Annotated in this window: 15 protein-coding genes and 1 riboswitch; of the genes, 12 read left to right on the plus strand and 3 right to left on the minus strand. The window is 69.3% G+C overall.

Annotated features, from left to right (window positions below; genetic code table 11):
* Nucleotides 1-8 precede the first annotated feature (8 nt).
* The 3 genes from phbB to ACSFA5_RS21160 all read left to right on the plus strand — a co-directional run bounded on the left by phbB (nt 9) and on the right by ACSFA5_RS21160 (nt 4025).
* Nucleotides 9-746 carry an acetoacetyl-CoA reductase gene (gene phbB / locus ACSFA5_RS21150; RefSeq protein ID WP_435446005.1) on the plus strand — a complete coding sequence of 246 codons (738 nt, stop codon included), beginning with the start codon at nt 9-11 and terminating at the stop codon, nt 744-746.
* Between the two features lie 125 nt (nt 747-871).
* Complete coding sequence (locus ACSFA5_RS21155; RefSeq protein WP_435446006.1) at nt 872-2215, plus strand: dicarboxylate/amino acid:cation symporter; 1344 nt, start codon at nt 872-874, stop codon at nt 2213-2215.
* Nucleotides 2216-2318: 103 nt separating this feature from the next.
* Complete coding sequence (locus ACSFA5_RS21160) at nt 2319-4025, plus strand: cation:proton antiporter domain-containing protein (RefSeq protein WP_435446007.1); 1707 nt, start codon at nt 2319-2321, stop codon at nt 4023-4025.
* Nucleotides 4026-4051: 26 nt separating this feature from the next.
* Here the strand turns inward: ACSFA5_RS21160 and ACSFA5_RS21165 are convergent, their stop codons facing one another.
* Nucleotides 4052-4456: a hypothetical protein gene (locus ACSFA5_RS21165; RefSeq protein WP_435446008.1), complete on the minus strand. Its 405-nt coding sequence runs from the start codon at nt 4454-4456 to the stop codon at nt 4052-4054.
* A gap of 169 nt (nt 4457-4625) precedes the next feature.
* On the opposite strand from ACSFA5_RS21165, the gene ACSFA5_RS21170 reads away from it, so the two are divergent.
* From ACSFA5_RS21170 to ACSFA5_RS21210, 9 genes are all read left to right on the plus strand, one after another.
* The gene (locus tag ACSFA5_RS21170; protein WP_435446009.1) at nt 4626-4859 is read left to right on the plus strand and encodes a hypothetical protein; all 234 of its coding nucleotides are present in this window, start codon (nt 4626-4628) and stop codon (nt 4857-4859) included.
* A 37-nt stretch (nt 4860-4896) separates the two neighbouring features.
* Nucleotides 4897-5172: riboswitch (cobalamin riboswitch) on the plus strand.
* Between the two features lie 129 nt (nt 5173-5301).
* Nucleotides 5302-7494, plus strand: coding sequence for a TonB-dependent receptor (locus ACSFA5_RS21175; protein ID WP_435446010.1), 2193 nt, complete (start codon nt 5302-5304; stop codon nt 7492-7494).
* Nucleotides 7495-7502: 8 nt separating this feature from the next.
* On the plus strand, nt 7503-9050 hold the full coding sequence (locus ACSFA5_RS21180; protein WP_435446011.1) for a PepSY domain-containing protein: 1548 nt from the start codon (nt 7503-7505) through the stop codon (nt 9048-9050).
* A 46-nt stretch (nt 9051-9096) separates the two neighbouring features.
* Nucleotides 9097-9774: an energy-coupling factor ABC transporter permease gene (locus ACSFA5_RS21185; protein WP_435446012.1), complete on the plus strand. Its 678-nt coding sequence runs from the start codon at nt 9097-9099 to the stop codon at nt 9772-9774.
* 107 nt (nt 9775-9881) lie between these two features.
* Nucleotides 9882-10949 (plus strand): cobalamin biosynthesis protein CobW, encoded by a 1068-nt coding sequence (gene cobW / locus ACSFA5_RS21190; RefSeq protein WP_435446013.1) that lies wholly within the window; start codon nt 9882-9884, stop codon nt 10947-10949.
* A gap of 19 nt (nt 10950-10968) precedes the next feature.
* Nucleotides 10969-14805, plus strand: coding sequence for a cobaltochelatase subunit CobN (cobN, locus tag ACSFA5_RS21195; RefSeq protein WP_435446014.1), 3837 nt, complete (start codon nt 10969-10971; stop codon nt 14803-14805).
* Nucleotides 14802-15887 (plus strand): magnesium chelatase ATPase subunit I, encoded by a 1086-nt coding sequence (locus ACSFA5_RS21200; RefSeq protein ID WP_435446015.1) that lies wholly within the window; start codon nt 14802-14804, stop codon nt 15885-15887. Before cobN ends, ACSFA5_RS21200 begins: the two co-directional genes overlap by 4 nt.
* Nucleotides 15791-16525, plus strand: coding sequence for a vWA domain-containing protein (locus ACSFA5_RS21205; RefSeq protein WP_435446016.1), 735 nt, complete (start codon nt 15791-15793; stop codon nt 16523-16525). Before ACSFA5_RS21200 ends, ACSFA5_RS21205 begins: the two co-directional genes overlap by 97 nt.
* 42 nt (nt 16526-16567) lie before the next feature.
* A complete protein-coding gene (locus ACSFA5_RS21210) occupies nt 16568-16900 on the plus strand; it encodes a DUF1090 family protein (protein ID WP_435446017.1) in 333 nt (110 codons plus the stop codon).
* Nucleotides 16901-16952: 52 nt separating this feature from the next.
* Here the strand turns inward: ACSFA5_RS21210 and ACSFA5_RS21215 are convergent, their stop codons facing one another.
* On the minus strand, nt 16953-17441 hold the full coding sequence (locus ACSFA5_RS21215; protein ID WP_435446018.1) for an SET domain-containing protein: 489 nt from the start codon (nt 17439-17441) through the stop codon (nt 16953-16955).
* Between the two features lie 28 nt (nt 17442-17469).
* A complete protein-coding gene (locus ACSFA5_RS21220; protein WP_435446019.1) occupies nt 17470-18672 on the minus strand; it encodes a GAF domain-containing sensor histidine kinase in 1203 nt (400 codons plus the stop codon).
* Nucleotides 18673-18718: the final 46 nt, after the last annotated feature.

Here is an 18718-nt window from a genome sequence, read left to right on the forward strand (position 1 = left end):
GAAATCTTATGAGCAAGAAAGTTGCATATGTCACCGGGGGCATGGGTGGCATCGGAACAGCCATCTGCCAACGTCTGCACAAGGACGGGTTCACCGTGATTGCCGGTTGCGGCCCGACGCGCGACCACGCCAAATGGCTGGCCGAACAGAAAGCCGAAGGTTTCGACTTCCACGCGTCGGTCGGCAATGTGGGCGACTGGCAATCCACCGTCGAGGCCTTCTCCGCCGCCAAGGCAGCGCACGGCGCCATCGACGTGCTGGTCAACAACGCCGGCATCACGCGCGACCGCATGTTCCTCAAGATGACGCCCGAGGACTGGAGCGCGGTCATCGAGACCAACCTCAACAGCATGTTCAACGTCACCAAGCAGGTGGTGGGCGACATGGTCGAAAAGGGCTGGGGCCGCATCATCAACATCAGCTCGGTCAACGGCGCCAAGGGCCAGGCCGGCCAGACCAACTATTCGGCCGCCAAGGCCGGCATGCACGGCTTCACCATGGCGCTGGCGCAGGAGCTGGCCGCCAAGGGCGTGACGGTCAACACCGTGAGCCCGGGCTACATCGGCACCGACATGGTCAAGGCGATCCGCCAGGAAGTGCTCGACAAGATCGTGGCCACCATCCCGGTCAAGCGCCTGGGCGAGCCGAGCGAAATTGCCTCGATCATCGCGTGGCTCGCCACCGACGAAGGCGGCTACAGCACGGGGGCCGACTTCTCGGTCAACGGCGGCCTGCACATGCACTGAGCATGCTGACCGCCACCTGAAGAAAAAACCCGCCTCGGCGGGTTTTTTTGTTCAGGGCATGTGGCTTCTACGAATGGAAAGCGGCCCAATCGCTCCCTACAGTCTTGAACCCTCCGGAGGCATCCATGGAAAACACAACAAGTACACCCGCCAAAAAGCTCCCGATCTATCGCTCCCTCTACGTGCAGGTGATCACCGCGGTGATCATCGGCGTGCTGCTCGGCCACTTCTACCCGGCGGCAGGGGAGGCGATGAAGCCGCTGGGCGACGGCTTCATCAAGCTGATCAAGATGATCATCGCGCCCATCATCTTCTGCACGGTGGTGGTGGGCATCGCCGGCATGGAAGACATGAAGAAGGTCGGCAAGACCGGCGGCCTGGCGCTCTTGTACTTCGAGGTGGTCAGCAGCATCGCGCTGGTGGTCGGCCTGGTGCTGGTGAATGTGCTGCAGCCCGGCGCGGGCATGAACATCGACCCGGCCACGCTGGACACCAAGGCCATCGCCTCGTACACCGGCCCCGGCAAGATGACCGGCACGGTCGACTTCGTGCTCAACATCATTCCCAGCACGCTGGTGGACGCCTTCGCCAAGGGCGAGATCCTGCAGGTGCTGCTGATCGCCGTGATGTTCGGCTTTGCGCTGCACAGGTTCGGCGGGCGCGGCACGCTGGTGTTCGACGTGATCGAGAAGGGCTCGCACGTGCTCTTCGGCATCGTCAACTACATCATGAGGCTGGCGCCCATCGGTGCCTTCGGCGCAATGGCTTTCACCATCGGCAAGTACGGCCTGGGCAGCCTGTTCTCGCTGGGCAAGCTGATGGGCACGTTCTACCTGACGTGCCTGTTGTTCATCTTCGTAGTGCTGGGGCTCATTGCGCGCTTCCACGGGTTCAGCATCTGGAAGTTCATCAAGTACATCAAGGAAGAGCTGCTGATCGTGCTGGGCACTTCGTCCAGCGAGTCGGTGCTGCCGCGCATGATGGAGAAGATGGAGAACGCGGGCGCGAACAAGACCACGGTGGGCCTGGTGATTCCCACGGGCTACTCGTTCAACCTGGACGGCACCTCGATCTACCTGACGATGGCGGCGGTGTTCATCGCACAGGCCACCAACACGCCCATGACGCTGGTGCAGGAGATCACGCTGCTGGCGGTGCTGCTGCTCACCTCGAAGGGCGCGGCGGGTGTCACGGGCAGCGGCTTCATCGTGCTGGCGGCCACGCTGTCGGCGGTGGGGCATGTGCCGGTGGCAGGCTTGGCGCTCATCCTGGGCATCGACCGCTTCATGTCGGAGGCACGCGCGCTGACCAACCTGATCGGCAACGGCGTGGCCACCCTGGTGGTCGCCAAGTGGACCAACGAGCTCGACGAGAAGCGTCTGCACGCGGCGCTCAACAACGAGACATGGGTCGAAGCGCAGGACCCCGAGGCGATCGAAGCGGCTCGGACCAGCAAGATGTCCGGCTGAGACGGAAGGTCGTCAAAAACAAGACGTAGCACAACAACCGGCAGCGTCGACAAGATGGCCGGCTGACACGAAGGGACAGACATCGTTCCTGCAGAATGCAGCGATGCCCCACAGTGTTTCCCTCATCAACACGATCGCGGCCGGCCTCGGGCTGGCGCTCGTGTTCGGGTTCCTGGCGGCCAGGCTGCGGCTGCCCGCGCTCGTCGGCTACCTGCTCGCCGGCGTCATCATCGGCCCCTTCACACCCGGCTTCGTGGCCGACGCGAGCATTGCGGCGCAACTGGCCGAAATCGGCGTGATGCTGCTCATGTTCGGCGTGGGCCTGCATTTTTCGCTGGACGACTTGCTCGCCGTGCGCAAGATCGCGCTGCCCGGCGCGCTCGCGCAAATTGCCGTGGCCACGCTGCTGGGCGGGGGGCTCGCTCTGTGGTGGGGCTGGAGCTGGGGCCAGGCGCTGGTGTTCGGGCTCGCGCTGTCCGTGGCCAGCACCGTCGTGCTGCTGCGCGCCCTCGAAAGCCTGGGCATTCTCGATTCGTTCACCGGCCGCATCGCCATCGGCTGGCTCGTCGTCGAAGACCTGGCCATGGTGCTGGTGCTGGTGCTCATGCCGCCGCTGGCTGGCACCCTGGGCGGGCAGAGCACCCAGTCCGGCCCGGCCGATCCGCTGTGGCAAACCCTGGGCCTCACCTTGCTGCAGGTCGGTGGCTTCGTGGCGCTGATGCTCGTCGTCGGGCGGCGCGTGTTCCCGTGGATTCTTTGGCAGGTCACGCGCACCGGCTCGCGCGAGCTGTTCACGCTGTGCGTGGTGGCCGCCGCGGTGAGCATCGCCTTTGCGTCGGCGGCGCTGTTCGGCGTGTCGTTCGCGCTGGGCGCCTTCTTCGCGGGCATGGTGATGCGCGAGTCCGAATTCAGCCACCGCGCCGCGCAGGAGTCGCTGCCCCTGCGCGACGCTTTCGCCGTGCTGTTCTTCGTGTCGGTCGGCATGCTGTTCGACCCCTCGGTGCTCATCGAGCGGCCCCTGCAGGTGCTGGCGGTGGTGCTGGTCATCGTGCTGGGCAAGTCGATTGCGGCTTGCGCGCTGGTGCTGGTGTTTCGCTACCCGCTGGGCACGGCGCTCACGGTCAGTGCCAGCCTGGCGCAGATCGGCGAGTTCTCCTTCATCCTGGCCGGTCTGGGCGTGTCGCTGGGGCTGCTGCCTGTGGAAGGGCAGAGCCTGGTGCTGGCGGGTGCGCTCATTTCGATTGCCACCAATCCGCTGTGGTTCAGCCTGATCGTGCCCCTGCAGAAATGGCTGCACGCCCATTCGTCGTTCGCCCGCGGCCTGGCGTCGCGCGACGACCCGCTGGCCGAGCTGCCCGTGACCACCGAGGCCAAATACCTGTCACGGCAGGTGGTGCTGGTGGGCTACGGCCGGGTGGGGCGGCGCATTGCGCAGGAACTCGACGCGCACGACATTCCCTACGTGGTGGCTGAGCAGAACCGAGAGCTGGTCGAAAAGCTGCGCGAGGCCGGCACCCCTGCCGTGTGGGGCGATGCGGCCGACCCGGCGGTGCTGATCCAGGCGCACATTGCGCGCGCCCGCGTGCTGGTGGTCGCCACGCCCGACGCCATGAACGTGCGCCAGATGATGGAAACCGCGCGCACGCTCAACCCCACCATCCAGACCGTGATCCGCAGCCACAACGAGCAGGAGGCGCGTCTGCTCACGCAGGAAACCTCGGCCACCGTTTTCCTCGGCGAACACGAACTGGCCCAGGCCATGGCCCGCGACGTGGTTCAGCGCGCCGTGTCGATGGCCGTGCCGGCTTGACGCACTCGCCTGCCGACGCGCCGATGTCAGAGGTCTTCGATGACCAGGGCGCGGTAGCGCTGTGCCATGGCGTAAGGCACGGTGCGCACCGCCTCCATCAGCTTGTCGGCGGTTTCACGGTCGTCGGTCTTGACCAGCAAGGCCGCGTGGCCTTCCTTCGCGAGCTTGGTGTAGGCCCGCACGGTGGCGCCTTCGGTGCCGGCCGAGGGCAGCGGGTCGTCGGCAAGCTCGACGGTCGGCGTGATCTGCGACAGCACGGCTTGCGGCGGAAGCAGGAAGATGTCGTCGCTGCTCATGCCGTTGTCCACGAGCTGCTGGCCGACGCGGCTCGCGTCTTCCAGCTTCGCGAACATCACCATCGAGTAGCCCGTCGGATAGAACGCGCCGCCAAGGGTCGCCCGCATGCTCGGGTCCAGGCTGAATGATTTCATGCTGCCTCCTGCGTATGGTTTTCGAGAACAAGGACCCGCCTTGGGTCCTCGAGCAAAAACATTAGGTCGCGTCACGGGCGTGCTCTGTAGGAGAAGCCCGGGAGCTGTCAACGGTGCAAGCGCCCCAGGCATTCAACAGTCAGCACCTTTTTTCTACCTTCACACCGCCATGCCCTCGCCCAGAAACATCGCGCTCACCGTCCACGAACTGGAACCGGGCGAATACCACTGGGTGCTGATGGAAGCAGCGGACGCACTGCCCGGTGCTCCCGAGCGGGCCCATGTCTACACGCCCCTCGAAGCCGCTTCGGAGCCGTACGGCAGCTATTCGAGCGCCCTGGTGGCGGGCGTGGCCGCGATGCGGCGGCTGTTCGGACCCGACAGCACGCTCGGCTCCCTATAATTCCGCCGGTTGGGTGCGTTAACTTTTGATAATTGCACCCCACCACGGTTCGAAGGTGCCCCGGGTTCATGTCGCATGGCCCAGGGTTAAACGGGAAGCAGGTGCGCCGCGTCGTTGAAGACGCGTCAAAGCCTGCGCTGCCCCCGCAACGGTCAGCGGATCTGGAAACCCTCACGCGCGAGCCTCTTTCTTGAAGGCTCGGCAGTCACTGCGCTTCGGCGTGGGAAGGCGAGGGTTTCGGTCGTCGTGTGCTCCATTCAGCACGCGTCGGCGCTCCGCGAGCCCGGATACCGGCCTTCGCAACCGCCTTCGGACGCAGCGGGAGTGCGTGTCCGGGCCTGCCGCTTCGCGCTCGCGCGCACCGTGGCAGCCCCGTCGCCTCTCCCCTCGCGTCCTTCATCGGTCGGAAGCCTGCGGGGACGCAGGCCGGAGGAGAAGTCACATGAGTCGAGCAACACGGGCGCGAAGGCACCCGGGCATTCACGCGCGCGCGCCGCTTTATCGCAGGCGCCTTTCAGGCCTTTCCATCGGGCTGGGCCTGGCCTTCGGGCCCTGCGCGGCCTTTGCCCAGTCGGGCGAAACGGCCGGCCAGAGCCAGAGCCTGAACCCGGTACGCATCGAGGCCGACCGCCACGCCCCGCTGGCCATCGACGAGCCCACGTCCACCGGCAGCCGGCTCGGCCTCACTCCGCTGGAAACGCCGGCCAGCATCGAGGTGCTGACGGGCGACACCATCCGCGCGCGCGGCGACGTATCGGTGGTCGACGCGGCCACCCGCGCCACCGGCATCACCGGTTCCCCCGGCCCCGGCAACGGCGGCACCGCGATGGCGGCGCGCGGCTTCACCGGCCACGGCTCGGTGATGCAGCTGTTCGACGGCACGCGCCTGTATGCGGGCGCCGGCACAGTCACGTTTCCGTTCGACACCTGGTCGGTCGAGCGCATCGAGGTGCTGCGCGGCGCGGCCTCGGTGATGTACGGCGAAGGCGCCATCGGCGGCGCCATCAACGTGGTGCCCAGGAAGCCCACGCGCGGCCCGATCCAGAACGAGGCGCTGGTCACGGTGGGCTCCGACGCCACCCGCCAGGTGGCCTTCGGCAGCGGCGGGGCGATCAACGACAAACTGTCGTACCGCTTCGACATCAGCCACCGCACCACCGACGGCTTCATGCAGCGCGGCGAGGCCGAGAGCCTGGCCGTGGGCGCGGCCGTGCGGCTGGACGTGTCGCCGCAGCTGCAGTTCACGCTCTCGCACGACGAGGGCCGCCAGTCGCCGCAGCGCTACTACGGCGTGCCGCTGATCGACGGGCGCCTGAACAGCCAGACGCTGCGCCAGAACTACAACCTGGACGACGCCGAAATCAAGTACCGCGACAAATGGACCCGGCTCGACGCCCAGTGGACGCCGAACGACGCCGTGACGGTGCGCAACCAGCTCTACCGCCTGGAGAGCAAGCGCCACTGGCGCAACAGCGAGACCTACACCTTCAACGCCACCACGCGCCGCGTGACGCGCGGCGACTACCTGGAGATCGGCCACGACCAGGAGCAGATCGGCAACCGCACCGACGCCACCCTCAAGCACAGCGTGTTCGGGCTGGCCAACCAGGTGCTGGTGGGCTTCGACGTGAACCGCATCGACTTCCAGCACACCAACGACTCGCCCTACGGCGGCCGCTCGGTGGTCGACCCCTTCGCCTTCAACCCCGGCACCTACGCCTCGCCCGTGGCCTACACGCCGCGCTACAAGACCAAGACCGACACCTACGCCTTCTTCACCGAAGACAAGCTGGCCTTCAACGAACAGTGGTCGGTGGTGGGCAGCCTGCGCTGGGACCATGCCAAGGTGGCGCGCACCGACCTGCAGAACGCCGCCAACAACCTGGGCAAGACCTTCGAGTACGCCACCGGCCGCCTCGGCGTGGTGTACGCGCCCGACGCGTCGCAGTCGTTCTACGCGCAGGTGGCGCGCGCGGCCGACCCGCTGACCTCGCTCATCAGCACCTCGGCCACGCAGGTGCCCTTCGAGCTGAGCACCGGCAAGCAGGTGGAGGTCGGCTACAAGCGCCAGCTGGCCGACGCCCGCGGCGCCTGGACCGTGGCGGCCTACCGCATCGAGAAGAACAAGCTGCTCTCGCGCGACGCGAACGACCCGACAAAGACACAGCAGATCGGCAAGCAGTCGTCAGAAGGCATCGAGGCCACGCTCGACCTGGCGCTCACGTCCACGCTGCGGCTCGAAGCCAACGTGGCCAAGCTGCGCGCGCGCTACGAGGACTTCAACGAGGTCGTGAACGGCGGGCTGGTCTCGCGCGCGGGCAACACGCCCAACGGCGTGCCCGAAGAGGCCGCCAACCTGTGGCTCAGCTGGCGCTTCCAGCCGCAGTGGGAGGCCGCTCTCGGCGTGCGCTACGTCGGCGCGCGCCAGGTCGATGCGGCCAACACACGCAAGATCGGCTCTTACACCGTGGCCGACGCCTCGGTGAGCTGGCAGGCGAACCCGACGCTCAAGCTGGCGCTGCGCGCCTACAACCTGGCGGACCGCAAGTACCCGGTGTCGTTCTCGAACGGCGGCAACCAGTGGTTGCTGGGCCGGCCGCGCTCGTTCGAGCTGTCGGCGCTGGTCGACTTCTGAGGTTCTGCATGAATTCCGTCATGACCTCCGCATGGCGCCGCGCCTGGCCGCGCATCCGGCACGGGCTCTACTGGACGCACCGGTGGCTGGGCATCGGCGGCTGCCTGCTGTTCGTCATGTGGTTCGTCTCGGGCGTGGTGATGATGTACGTGGGGTACCCCAACCTCACGGACGAGGAGCGGCTGGCGGGGCTCGCGCCGCTGCGCTTCGAGCAGGCGCAGGTCTCGCCCGTGGCCGCGCTGCAGGTGCTGCCCCAGGACGTGCGCATGCAGCCCCCGCGGCGCATGGGGCTTGAAATGCAGGGCGGCAGCGACGCCGGGCCGGTCTGGCGCATCGTCGATGCGCGCGGCGGCCGGCACACGGTGTCCGCGCGCGATGGCCGCGTGCCCGGCCCGGTCGACGCCGCGCAGGCCGAGGCCATCGCGCGCGCCTTCTCGGGCCACGCCGGCGCGCGCTGGGCCGAGACGCTGGAGCGCGACCAGTGGACCGTGCCGCAGGGCCTGAACCCGCTGCGCCCGCTGCACCGCATCGAGGTCGGCGACGCGGCCGGCACCGAGCTGTACGTGTCGCAGCGCAACGGCGAGGTGGTGCGCGACACCACGCGCCCGGAGCGTTTCTGGAACTGGCTGGGCTCGGTGCCGCACTGGATCTACTTCACCCCATTGCGGGCCGATCCGCCGCTGTGGCACGACGTGGTGGTGTGGCTGTCGGCGGCGTGCATCGTCTCGGCCGTGACGGGCATGGTCATCGGCATCCTGCGGGTGCGCGTGCGGCGCCGGTTCCGCAACGGGGCGGTCACGCCTTATTCGGGCTGGATGGCGTGGCACCACATCGCCGGGCTGATCGGCGGCTTCTTCGTGCTGACCTGGATCGTCAGCGGTTGGCTCTCGATGAACCCCAACGGCTGGTTCCAGCGCGGGCCGCTCGACGCCGCTGCCTTGGCGCGCTACACCGGGGCCGGTACGGTGCCGTTCCCTTGGCCACCGGCCTTGTTGCCGGCGGGCGAGGGCGAGGCTGCCCCGCGCGAGGCCGTGCTGCTGTGGTTCGACGGCCGGCCGCTGCTTCAGTTGCGCGACGCCAAGGCGCGTGTGCGCGTGGTCGACGCGGGCACGGGCGCCCCGGCATCGATCGGCAAGGACGACATCGTGCGCGCCGCCGCCCGACTGCGGCCCGGCGCCGCCGTGGCGCAGGCCGAGCTCCAGACCCGCGAAGACTTCCACTGGTACGGCCACCACCGCGAGCGCGTGCTGCCCGTGTGGCGGCTGCAGTTCGACGACCCGGCGCGCAGCTGGATCTACATAGCTCCCGCCGGCGGCCAGGTCGCAGGCAGCAACGACGCCGATTCACGGCTTCGCCGCTGGCTCTTCAACGCCGCGCACAGCCTGGACTTTCCCTGGCTGATTCACTACCGGCCGGCCTGGGACGTCGTGATGTGGCTGCTTTCCATCGTCGGCGCGGTGGCCTCGGCCAGCGGCGTGGTGATCGGCTGGCGACGGCTGCGGCGCAAGCCGCGGCCTTCCCCCGTTTCGAAGGGGCTTGCGCAAGCCAGCCCATGAACCAACAATCAACTTTCGCACTGCGGTGCATTTCAGGAGGTGCTCGATGCACATCGAACCAGGTCTGGTGGACGGATCCAAGATTTTTCTCAGCTATGCGACGGCAGCCGCCGCGCTGGCCTGCACAGGCAAGGTGGCCTTCGACACCGCCGTCAAGGACGGCCTTGCCGCCCTTGCGGTGCGCTCGGCCATTGCCGTGGCGCTGGTGTTCTGCTTCTTCGAGGTGCTGCCTCACCACCCGGTGGGCGTGTCCGAGGTGCACCTGATCCTGGGCACCACGCTGCTGCTGGTGTTCGGCCTGGCGCCCGCGGCCATCGGCCTGGCGGGCGGGCTGCTCATCCAGGGGTTGTTCTTCGAGCCGCAGGACATTCCGCAGTTCGGCATGAACGTCACCACCTTGCTGGTGCCCTTGTTCGCGACCGCCGCGCTGGCGCAGCGCATCGTTCCCAGGAACGTGGCCTATGTGGACCTGAGCTACCAGCAGGCCTTCAAGCTGTCGGTGGCCTACCAGGGCGGCATCGTGGTGTGGGTCGGCTTCTGGGCGCTCTACGGGCGCGGCACGGGGCTCGAGAACGTGGGCCAGATCGCCAGCTTCGGCGCGGCCTACATGACCGTCGTGCTGGTCGAGCCGCTGGTCGACCTGGGCGTGCTGGCAGCCGCCAAGGCCTGGCGCCGCCTGCAGGGCACGGCCTTCGTCGAGCGCCGCCTGTACGGCGCCGCCTGATTCGCCAGGCCCGTCGCGCTTTCTTTTTTTCGAGGGCGCCCCGGCAAGTGCCGCGGGCGCCCTTGCCATTCATCGCGGTGGCCATGGCCGCTGAAAGAACCTCTCCCATGACACAAGCAAGCAACGCCAAGATTCCCGTCACCATCGTCACGGGCTTCCTGGGCAGCGGCAAGACCACGCTGCTGCGCCACATCCTGGGCAACGCCGAGGGCCGCCGCATCGCGGTGATCGTCAACGAGTTCGGCGAGCTCGGCATCGACGGCGACATTCTTCGCGGCTGCGGCATCGGCTGCGACGATGAAGGCAACGAGCGCGAAGGCGCGCTGTACGAGCTGGCCAACGGCTGCGTCTGCTGCACCGTGCAGGAAGAGTTCCTGCCCGTGATGCTGCAGCTGGCCGAGCGGCGCGGCGACATCGACGCGGTGATCATCGAAACATCCGGCCTGGCGCTGCCCAAGCCGCTGGTGCAGGCCTTCCAGTGGCCTGGCATCGCCAACATCTTCACCGTCGACTCGGTGGTCACGGTGGTGGACGGCCCGGCCGCCGCCTCGGGCCAGTTCGCGGCCAATCCGCAGCAGGTGGACGAGGCCCGCCGCGCCGACCCCAACCTCGACCACGAGTCGCCGCTGCACGAGCTGTTCGAAGACCAGCTCTCCGCCGCCGACCTGGTGGTGCTCAACAAGACCGACCTGATGGACGACGCCACGCGCGCGCAGGTCGAGGCGCTGGTGCGCGAAGAGCTGCCGCCCGAAGTGAAGATCGTCGCCGCCACCGAAGGCCGGCTGCCGCTGGCGCTGCTGCTGGGCCAGGGCCGCGCGGCCGAGGCCACCATCCACCTGCGCGAAAGCCACCACGACCACGAAGAGGAGCACGACCACGACGAGTTCGACTCGCTCGTCATCGAGCTGCCGCCCGTGGACCGCGACCGCCTGCTGGCCGTGCTGAACCGGCTGGTCGAGCAGCACACCATCTACCGCGTGAAGGGCTTCGTCGCCATCCCTGGCAAGCCGATGCGCCTGCTGGTGCAGGGCGTGGGCCGCCGCTTCGACCACCACTTCGACCGCCGCTGGCGCGACGGCGAGGCACAGCGCACGCGGCTGGTGTTCATTGGCGAAGACCTGGACGAGGCGGTGCTGCGCAAGGCGCTGGACGAGGTGAGCGCGGTGGCTGCCTGACGCGCCACAGGCCCAACGCATGCACCTGCTGAGCACCCAGCCCGGCCGCTTCGTCGAAGACGACAGCGTGGTCACCCGGCTCGACCAGACGCCGGGCGACATCGTGGTGCTCAGCTCGGCCGACACCACGCTCGCGCTGCTGGCCGCGGCGCGCACGGCGCTTGCGGCCACCGACCCCGGCTATCCGTCGCTGCGTCTGGCCAACCTCATGTACCTGCGGCAGCCGGCCTCGCTCGACCTGTACATCGACGAGGTGCTGCAGCATGCGCGCGTGGTGGTGGTCGACCACCTGGGGGCGGAGTCGGCGTGGGCCTACGGGCTGCAGCAGCTGGAGAAGCTCGCCAGGCGCAAAGGCCAGCAGCTCGCCATGTTCTCGGGCGACCTGCAGGAAGACGAAGACCTGCTCGCGCGCGGCACCGTGCCGCGCGAGGTGAGCCGCCAGCTGTGGCAGTACACGCGCAGCGGTGGCGCGGGCAATGCGATGCAGTTCCTGCGCTCGGTGGCGTTCCATGGGCTGGGCCACGGCCAGGCGCCGCTGCCGCCGCGCAGCCTGCCGCAGGTGGCGCTGCATGTGCCGCGCGGCATGGGCGGGATGAACGCAGCCCATACCGTGGCCGGCATCGACGACCTGCGCGCCGGCTGGCAGGCGGGCGCGCCGGTGGTGGCGCTGGTGTTCTACCGGTCGCACCTCCTGTCGGGCAACACGGCGGCCTTCGATGCGCTGGCCGCCGCGCTGAGCGCCGAAGGCCTCAACCCGCTGCCCGTGGCGCTCGACTCACTCAAAGACCCGCTGTGCCTGTCGACGTTGCGCGAGTTGTGCGCCGCGCACGACGTGCAGCTGGTGCTCAACACCACGGCGTTCGCGGCGCTGGGGCAGGGCGCGCAGAACGAAGCGGGCGAAGGCATCGCCCTGGCCGGTGACGCGCCGGTGCTGCAGGTGATCGTGAGCGGCGGCAACCGCGAAGACTGGCTGGCCGACAGCCAGGGCCTGCGCCCGCGCGACATCGCGATGCAGATCGCGCTGCCCGAAATGGACGGCCGCATCATCACGCGCGCCATCAGTTTCAAGGGCCTGTCGCACCGCTGCGAGCTCACGCAGACCGAGGTGGTCAACTACCAGCCCGAGCCCGACCGCGTCGCCTTCGTGGCCGAGCTGGCGCGGCGCTGGTGCAGGCTGCGCAGCCTGCGCGCCGGGGACAAGCGCGTGGCGCTGATCCTGGCCAACTATCCGGGCAGCGAAGGCCGCATCGGCAGCGGCGTGGGGCTGGACACGCCGGCCTCGGTCATCGGCATCCTGCGCGCGATGCAGGCCGAAGGCTACCGGCTGGGCGCGGCCGACGCGATGCCCGACGACGGCGATGCGCTCATGCGCAAGCTGCAGCAAGGCATTGCCAACGACCCCGAACAATGGGCCTCGCGCCCCGCGTGGCAAAGCTACGCGCTGGCCGACTACAACGCACGCCTGGCGGCCTTGCCCGACGGCATGGCCGCCGCCATCGACGCGCGCTGGGGCACGCCGGAACAAGACCCGATGGTGCGGCAGGGCCGCTTCATGATCGCCGGCCTGCGGCTGGGCCGCGTGTTCGTCGGCATCCAGCCGGCGCGCGCGCTGGGCACCCAAAGCACCTTGGGCGTGGCCGACTACGCGAGCTACCACGACGCCGAGCTGGTGCCGCCGCACAGCTACCTCGCCTTCTATTTCTGGCTGCGCGACGTGTTCTCCATCGACGCGGTGGTGCACGTCGGCAAGCACGGCAACCTCGAGTGGCTGCCGGGCAAGAGCCTGGCGCTGTCGCAGACCTGCTGGCCCGACGCCATCCTGGGGCCGCTGCCCAACGTGTACCCCTTCATCGTCAACGACCCGGGCGAGGGCGCGCAGGCCAAGCGGCGTACGCAGGCGGTCATCGTCGACCACCTGATGCCCCCGCTCACGCGTGCCGAAAACCACGGCCCGCTGCAAGACCTGGAGCGCCAGGTCGACGAGTGCTACGACGCGCTGCTGGTCGACGCGCGCCGCGCCAAGGTGCTGCGCGCGCAGATCCTCGCTGTCGTGCGCGCGCAGCACCTGGTCGAAGAACTCGGCATGCCGGGCGCGGAAGACGACGCCGTGCTCGCGCGCGTCGATGCGTACCTGTGCGAGCTGAAGGAAACGCAGATTCGCGACGGGCTGCATGTGTTCGGCGCCTCGCCGCAAGGCCGTCTGCGGCGCGACACCTTGCTGGCGCTGGCCCGCTACCCGGCGCTGGACGGCGCGGGCGACAACGCGGGCCTGCTCGGCGCGCTGGCCACCGACCTGCTGCCGGGCGAGGCCTTCGACCCGCTCGACATCGATGCGGCCAAGCCCTGGCAGGGCGCGCGCCCCGCGCTGCTGCAGTCGGTCAGCAACGAAGCGTGGCGGCACCAGGGCGACACGCGCGAACGGCTGGAGCTGCTCGCGCAGCGGCTGCTCGAAGAGGACGCATGCCCACCCGGCTTGCCGCGGACGGCGGCTGTCATGCGCCGCATCGCGCTCAGCCTGGCACCCGCGCTCGACGCATGCGGACCGCAAGAGCTGCGGCAACTGCTGCGCGCCCTGCAAGGCCGCTTCGTGCCCCCGGGCCCGAGCGGCTCGCCCTCGCGCGGCCGGCCCGACGTGCTGCCCACCGGGCGCAATTTCTACGCGGTCGACACCCGCGCCATTCCCACGCCCACCGCCTGGATGCTGGGCCTGAAGTCCGCCGCGCAGCTGGTCGAGCGCCACCTGCAGGAGCACGGCGACTACCCGGTGGCGATGGGCCTGTCGGTCTGGGGCACGGCCACCATGCGCACCGGCGGCGACGACCTGGCGCAGGCCTTCGCGCTCATCGGCGTGCGGCCCAAGTGGGCGCCGGGCAGCCAGCGCGTGGTCGACTTCGAGGTGCTGCCCACGGTGGGCATCGGCCGGCCGCGCATCGACGTGACGTTGCGCATCTCGGGCTTCTTCCGCGACGCCTTTCCCAATGCCGTGCAGATGTTCGACGCCGCGGTGCAGGCAGTGGCCGCGCAGGAGGACGAAGACGCCGAGCGCAACCCGATCCGCGCGCGCATCCTGCGCGAGGCCGCCGCGCTCGAAGCGCAGGGCGTTTCACCGGATACAGCGCGCCTGCAGGCCGGCTGGCGCGTGTTCGGTTCGGCGCCCGGCAGCTACGGCTCGGGCCTGCAGCCGCTGTTCGACCAGGGCGACTGGCAGACCGACGACGACCTGGCGAAGGCCTACGTGGGCGGCAGCGCCCATGCCTACGGCCAGGGCAGCGACGGCGTGCCGGCGGCCGACGCGCTGGTGCGCCGCCTGCGCGCCATGAACGTCGTCATGCAGAACCAGGACAGCCGCGAGCACGACCTACTCGACTCCAACGACTACTACCAGTTCCAGGGCGGCATGGCCGCCGCCGTGCGCCACCTGAGCGGGCAGCAGCCCGCGATGTACCACGGCGACCACGGCAACCCGCAGGCGCCGCGCGTGCGCACGCTGAAGGAAGAAATCAGCCGCGTCATTCGCTCGCGCGTGGTCAACCCCAAGTGGATGGACGGCGTGAAGCGCCACGGCTACAAGGGCGCCTTCGAGATGGCCGCCACCGTGGACTACCTGTTCGGCTTCGACGCCACCGCGCGCGTGGTCGGCGACCACCAGTACGCGATGGTGGCCGACGCCTACGTGCTCGACGCGGCCACGCGCGACTTCGTGACCCAGCACAACCCGCGCGCGCTGCACGACATGCTGAGCCGCCTGCTGGAGGCCATGCGGCGCGGCCTGTGGCAGCAGCCCGGCGACTACAAGAACCAGTTGGAAAACCTGCTGCTCGACCACGAGCAGCAGATGGAAGGACTCCCCCGATGACCACAGCCGCCCCGATGCCGGTGCCTTTCCCCTTTGCCGCCATTGCCGGGCAGCCGTTGCTGCGCCAGGCGCTGCTGCTGGCCGCGGTCGACCCGGGCCTGGGCGGCGTGCTGATCGAAGGCCCGCGCGGCACCGCCAAGACCACGGCGGCGCGCGCGCTGGCCGAGCTGCTGCCGGGCGCGCCCTTCGTCACGCTGCCGCTGGGCGCGAGCCTGGAAAGCCTGGTCGGCACGCTCGACCTGGGCCAGGCGCTGGCCGGCCATGCGCTCCAGTTCGCGCCAGGCCTGCTGGCGCGCGCGCATGGCGGCGTGCTGTACGTCGACGAAATCAACCTGCTGCCCGACGCGCTGATCGACTCGCTGCTCGACGCGGCCGCCAGCGGCGTGAACGTGGTGGAGCGCGACGGCATCTCGCACCGGCATGCGGCGCGCTTCGTGCTGGTCGGCACCATGAACCCGGAAGAGGGCACGCTGCGCCCGCAGCTGCTCGACCGCTTCGGCCTGTGCGTGCAGCTGCGCAACATCGAGGACGCCGCCGAGCGCCAGGCGATCGTGCGCGCGCGGCTGGCCTTCGATGCCGACCCGCAGGGCTTTCGCGCGAAGCACGCGCAGGAAGAAGCCGAGCTGGCCGCCGCGCTGGTGCGCGCACGGGCGCGGGTGGCCGACGCGTCGGCGCTGCCTTATGGCGATGTGGTGCATGAAGCGGTGAGCACGCTGTGCATCGAGGCCGGCGTCGACGGCCTGCGTGCCGACCTCGTGATGCTGCGCTCCGCCCGCGCACTGGCGGCGTGGGATGGGGCTGCGTCGATCTCCGGTGAACATGTGCAGCGCGTGGCCGAGGCGGTGCTGCTGCACCGGCGCAAGCCTGTCACCGAGAGCGCGCCGCCGGCCGCGGCGCCTGCGCCCGCCAGTCAATCCGCCCAAGGGAACACAGGCGCGGCCGCGAACAACGACAGCGGCAACAACAGCAGCGACAGCGACAGCGATTGGGGCGCCATGCCCCCCGAGCCCGTCGGCATCGAGCGCGTGAAGCCGCTGCGCCCGCTGATCTCGGCGCAGCAGTCCGCCGCAAAAAAAGCCTGAGCCTCCGGAACACCGCACCCGCTGGCGCACGCCAGGGTGACCGGAGGCAGGGCTCGCTAAGGGATGCATGGCACGGCCCCGCCACGCAGGGCGCCGCCTTCGACTGGCCGCGCACCTTCGCGGCCCGTGGCGCGTCGCAACTGCGCCCCGAGCACCTGCGCCGCCGTCCGCAGCAGGCACGCAGCGGCGCGCTGCATTGCCTGCTGCTCGACTGTTCGGCCTCGATGCGCAACGACGGCAACCTCGCGCGCGCCAAGGGCCTGCTGCTCGCGCTGATGCACGAGGCCTACCAGCGCCGCGACCATGTCGCGCTGCTGTGCTTTGCCGGCGAGGTGGTCGAGCTGCGCCTGCCGCCGCGCCGCGCCAGCGCCTGGAACGACGACTGGGTCGCGCCCATCGCGGCCGGTGGCGGCACGCCGCTGGCGCTGGGCGTGCAACGCGCCGGGCAGTTGCTGGCGAAGAGCGCGTCGCGCCAGCGCTGGCTGTGGCTGCTGACCGACGGCCGCTCCAGCGAAAGCCCGCAGCGCCCGGAAGCCGCCGATGTCGCCTGCGTGGTCGACTTCGAGGCGGCCCGCCTGCCGCTGCACCGCGCGCGGCAACTCGCGGCGCGGTGGGACGCGCGTTACCTCACCGTGTAGGGCTGACCGGCGTTTTGCATCGCCGTTGCGTTACCGTGCGGCATGCGTTTCAAAACCTGCTTCCTGCTTCTTGTATTGACCGTGGCGGTGCCCGCTTTCGCCCAACCCGCGGCGGCGCCGGACGCTGCGGCCTGCCAGGCAGAAGAGGCGTCGCTCGAGCGCGACATCGATCTCGCCCGCTCACGGGGCCAGATGCTGCGCCGGCAGCAGTTGGCCGAGGCGCTGGGTGCGATGCAGGCTCGGTGCAAGATGCCCGCGCCGACCGGGAGCCGCGCGGCGCGCATCGACAAGCTGGAGCAGGACATCAAGTCGCTGCGCGCACAGCTCGACCGCGCCGAGGAGCAACTGCGTCAGCTGAAGAGCGAGTCGCCCTGAACGCCACGCCGGCGCGCCGCGTGCCTCCGGGTGAGCGCCCGCCAGCCGCGGCTTACAGCGCCGGGGGAGCGACTGCTTCCTCGGGCGCCGCCAGCATGGTGCCCCGGCAGCTCGCCGAGCCGCAATGGCACGGGTACTTGGAAGGCGGCGAGCCGTCGTCCGCCGTCAGCGAATAGTCGATGAACAGCTCGTCGCCCGCGTCCACCGCCACCAGCGTCTGGAACTTGAGCACCAGTTCGCCGCTTTCGTCGTATTCCTCGACCGCCTCGCAGTTGGGCTCGCAGGAGTGGTTCAGGTGGCGCGTGGCGTTGCCGCCCTTGGCGCCGTCGATGGTTTCCTGGTTCGTCAGCGTGAACAGGTAGGTGAGCTGGTCGTCCCAGGCCTTGGTGGCGATCTCGGCCTTGGTGTAGCGGCGGCCTTCGTACAGCCCCAGGAAGGCTTCGCCCGGCAGGTCGCGCGTGGCGAAGGCGCCCAGGCCGTGCACGCCGCTGGGGCCCACCCGCACGAAAGGGGTGGACGAGGTTTGCTTGCGATGCTTCATGGGAAAAAAGAAAAAACGAGGGGGTCGCTCATGCGGTCGGCAGTGTGGCCAAAAACCGGGTGCCTTCGGCGGCGCTCGACGTAACCTGCATCGTGCCGCCATGCCCGGCCACGATTTCCGACGCGATGTACAGGCCCAGCCCCAGCCCGCCGCCGGGTTTGCTGTGCGCGGGCCGCCAGTAGGGCTGGAAGATCTTCGCCAGGTCGTCCGGCGGAATGGGGGCGCCGCCGTTGGCGACCGACAGCAGGAGCTTGTCGCCCTCGATGGCGGCTCGCACGGTGATGGGCCGGTCTGGCGCGCCGTGCGCCACCGCGTTGCCGAGCAGGTTGGACAGCACCTGCTGAATGCGGCCCTGGTCGCAGCGCACCGCGCAGTCGATGGCGATGTCGTCGCGAATGTCCAGCTTCGGGTGGGCCGCACGCACTTCGTCGATCACGTCCTTCAGCCCCGAGGCCAGGAAGTCGGCCTCGCGGATGCTCAGCCCCACGCCCGAGCCGAGCCGCACGCGCGCAAAGTCGAGCACGTCGTCGATCAGGCCCGACATGCGCCGCGTGCTGGCCTTCAGCCGGGTGCCGAGCTTGACGAGGTCGGGCTCCGTGCTGCGGCGCATCAGCAACTCGGCCGTGGCGCCCACCGCCGACAGCGGGTTGCGCAGGTCGTGCCCCAGCACCGCGATGAACTGCTCGCGCAGCTCGGCCGTGGTGCGCTCGGACCGAAGGGCGGTTTCGGTCAGCGCCTGCAGGTCTTCGCTTTCCAGCTGGCGCGCGATCAGGTCGGCAAAGGCAGTGAACATGGCCACCACCCGCGCGTCGGACACCGCGGCCGGGCGCGGGTCGATCGCGCACAGGTTGCCGAAGTACTCGCCGTTGCTGTGGATGATGGGCACCGAGATGTAGCTCTCGATGTTGTACAGGCGCGGCGTGTGGTGGTTGAAATACACCGGGTCGGTGCTGGCGTGGTCGATCACCACCGGCAGCCGGGCCATGCGCGATTCGCTGCACAGCGTGGTGCCCACCTGCAGCTGGCCGCCGGGCTTCAGGCCGAACTGGATGGTGTCTTCCACCGCGCAGGCGGTCCAGGTGCCGTCGGTCACGCGGGCCACGGCGGCAAAGCCCATGCCGGTGTTCTGGCAGATGACCTTGAGCAGCGAGGGCACCGCGCTGATGCGCCCGATGGCCGCCACGGCCCGCGCAATGGCTTCTTCGGTATCGACGTCGGCCACTGGAAGCATTGCGGGAGGAAGGGAGTCGGCGGGCGTCAAAGTCCGGAAATGGTAC

It is taken from the genome of Variovorax monticola (assembly GCF_051216855.1).
Classification (GTDB): Bacteria; Pseudomonadota; Gammaproteobacteria; order Burkholderiales; family Burkholderiaceae_C; genus Variovorax.

Bases quoted from the DNA above. Each gene is read 5' to 3' on its own strand.
- phbB (WP_435446005.1), top strand. From the start codon at position 9: ATGAGCAAGAAAGTTGCATATGTCACCGGGGGCATGGGTGGCATCGGA.
- ACSFA5_RS21165 (WP_435446008.1), bottom strand. From the start codon at position 4,456: ATGAAATCATTCAGCCTGGACCCGAGCATGCGGGCGACCCTTGGCGGC.
- ACSFA5_RS21200 (WP_435446015.1), top strand. From the start codon at position 14,802: ATGACCACAGCCGCCCCGATGCCGGTGCCTTTCCCCTTTGCCGCCATT.
- ACSFA5_RS21155 (WP_435446006.1), top strand. From the start codon at position 872: ATGGAAAACACAACAAGTACACCCGCCAAAAAGCTCCCGATCTATCGC.
- ACSFA5_RS21210 (WP_435446017.1), top strand. From the start codon at position 16,568: ATGCGTTTCAAAACCTGCTTCCTGCTTCTTGTATTGACCGTGGCGGTG.
- ACSFA5_RS21220 (WP_435446019.1), bottom strand. From the start codon at position 18,672: ATGCTTCCAGTGGCCGACGTCGATACCGAAGAAGCCATTGCGCGGGCC.
- ACSFA5_RS21185 (WP_435446012.1), top strand. From the start codon at position 9,097: ATGCACATCGAACCAGGTCTGGTGGACGGATCCAAGATTTTTCTCAGC.
- ACSFA5_RS21215 (WP_435446018.1), bottom strand. From the start codon at position 17,441: ATGAAGCATCGCAAGCAAACCTCGTCCACCCCTTTCGTGCGGGTGGGC.
- cobW (WP_435446013.1), top strand. From the start codon at position 9,882: ATGACACAAGCAAGCAACGCCAAGATTCCCGTCACCATCGTCACGGGC.
- ACSFA5_RS21170 (WP_435446009.1), top strand. From the start codon at position 4,626: ATGCCCTCGCCCAGAAACATCGCGCTCACCGTCCACGAACTGGAACCG.
- cobN (WP_435446014.1), top strand. From the start codon at position 10,969: ATGCACCTGCTGAGCACCCAGCCCGGCCGCTTCGTCGAAGACGACAGC.
- ACSFA5_RS21180 (WP_435446011.1), top strand. From the start codon at position 7,503: ATGAATTCCGTCATGACCTCCGCATGGCGCCGCGCCTGGCCGCGCATC.
- ACSFA5_RS21160 (WP_435446007.1), top strand. From the start codon at position 2,319: ATGCCCCACAGTGTTTCCCTCATCAACACGATCGCGGCCGGCCTCGGG.
- ACSFA5_RS21175 (WP_435446010.1), top strand. From the start codon at position 5,302: ATGAGTCGAGCAACACGGGCGCGAAGGCACCCGGGCATTCACGCGCGC.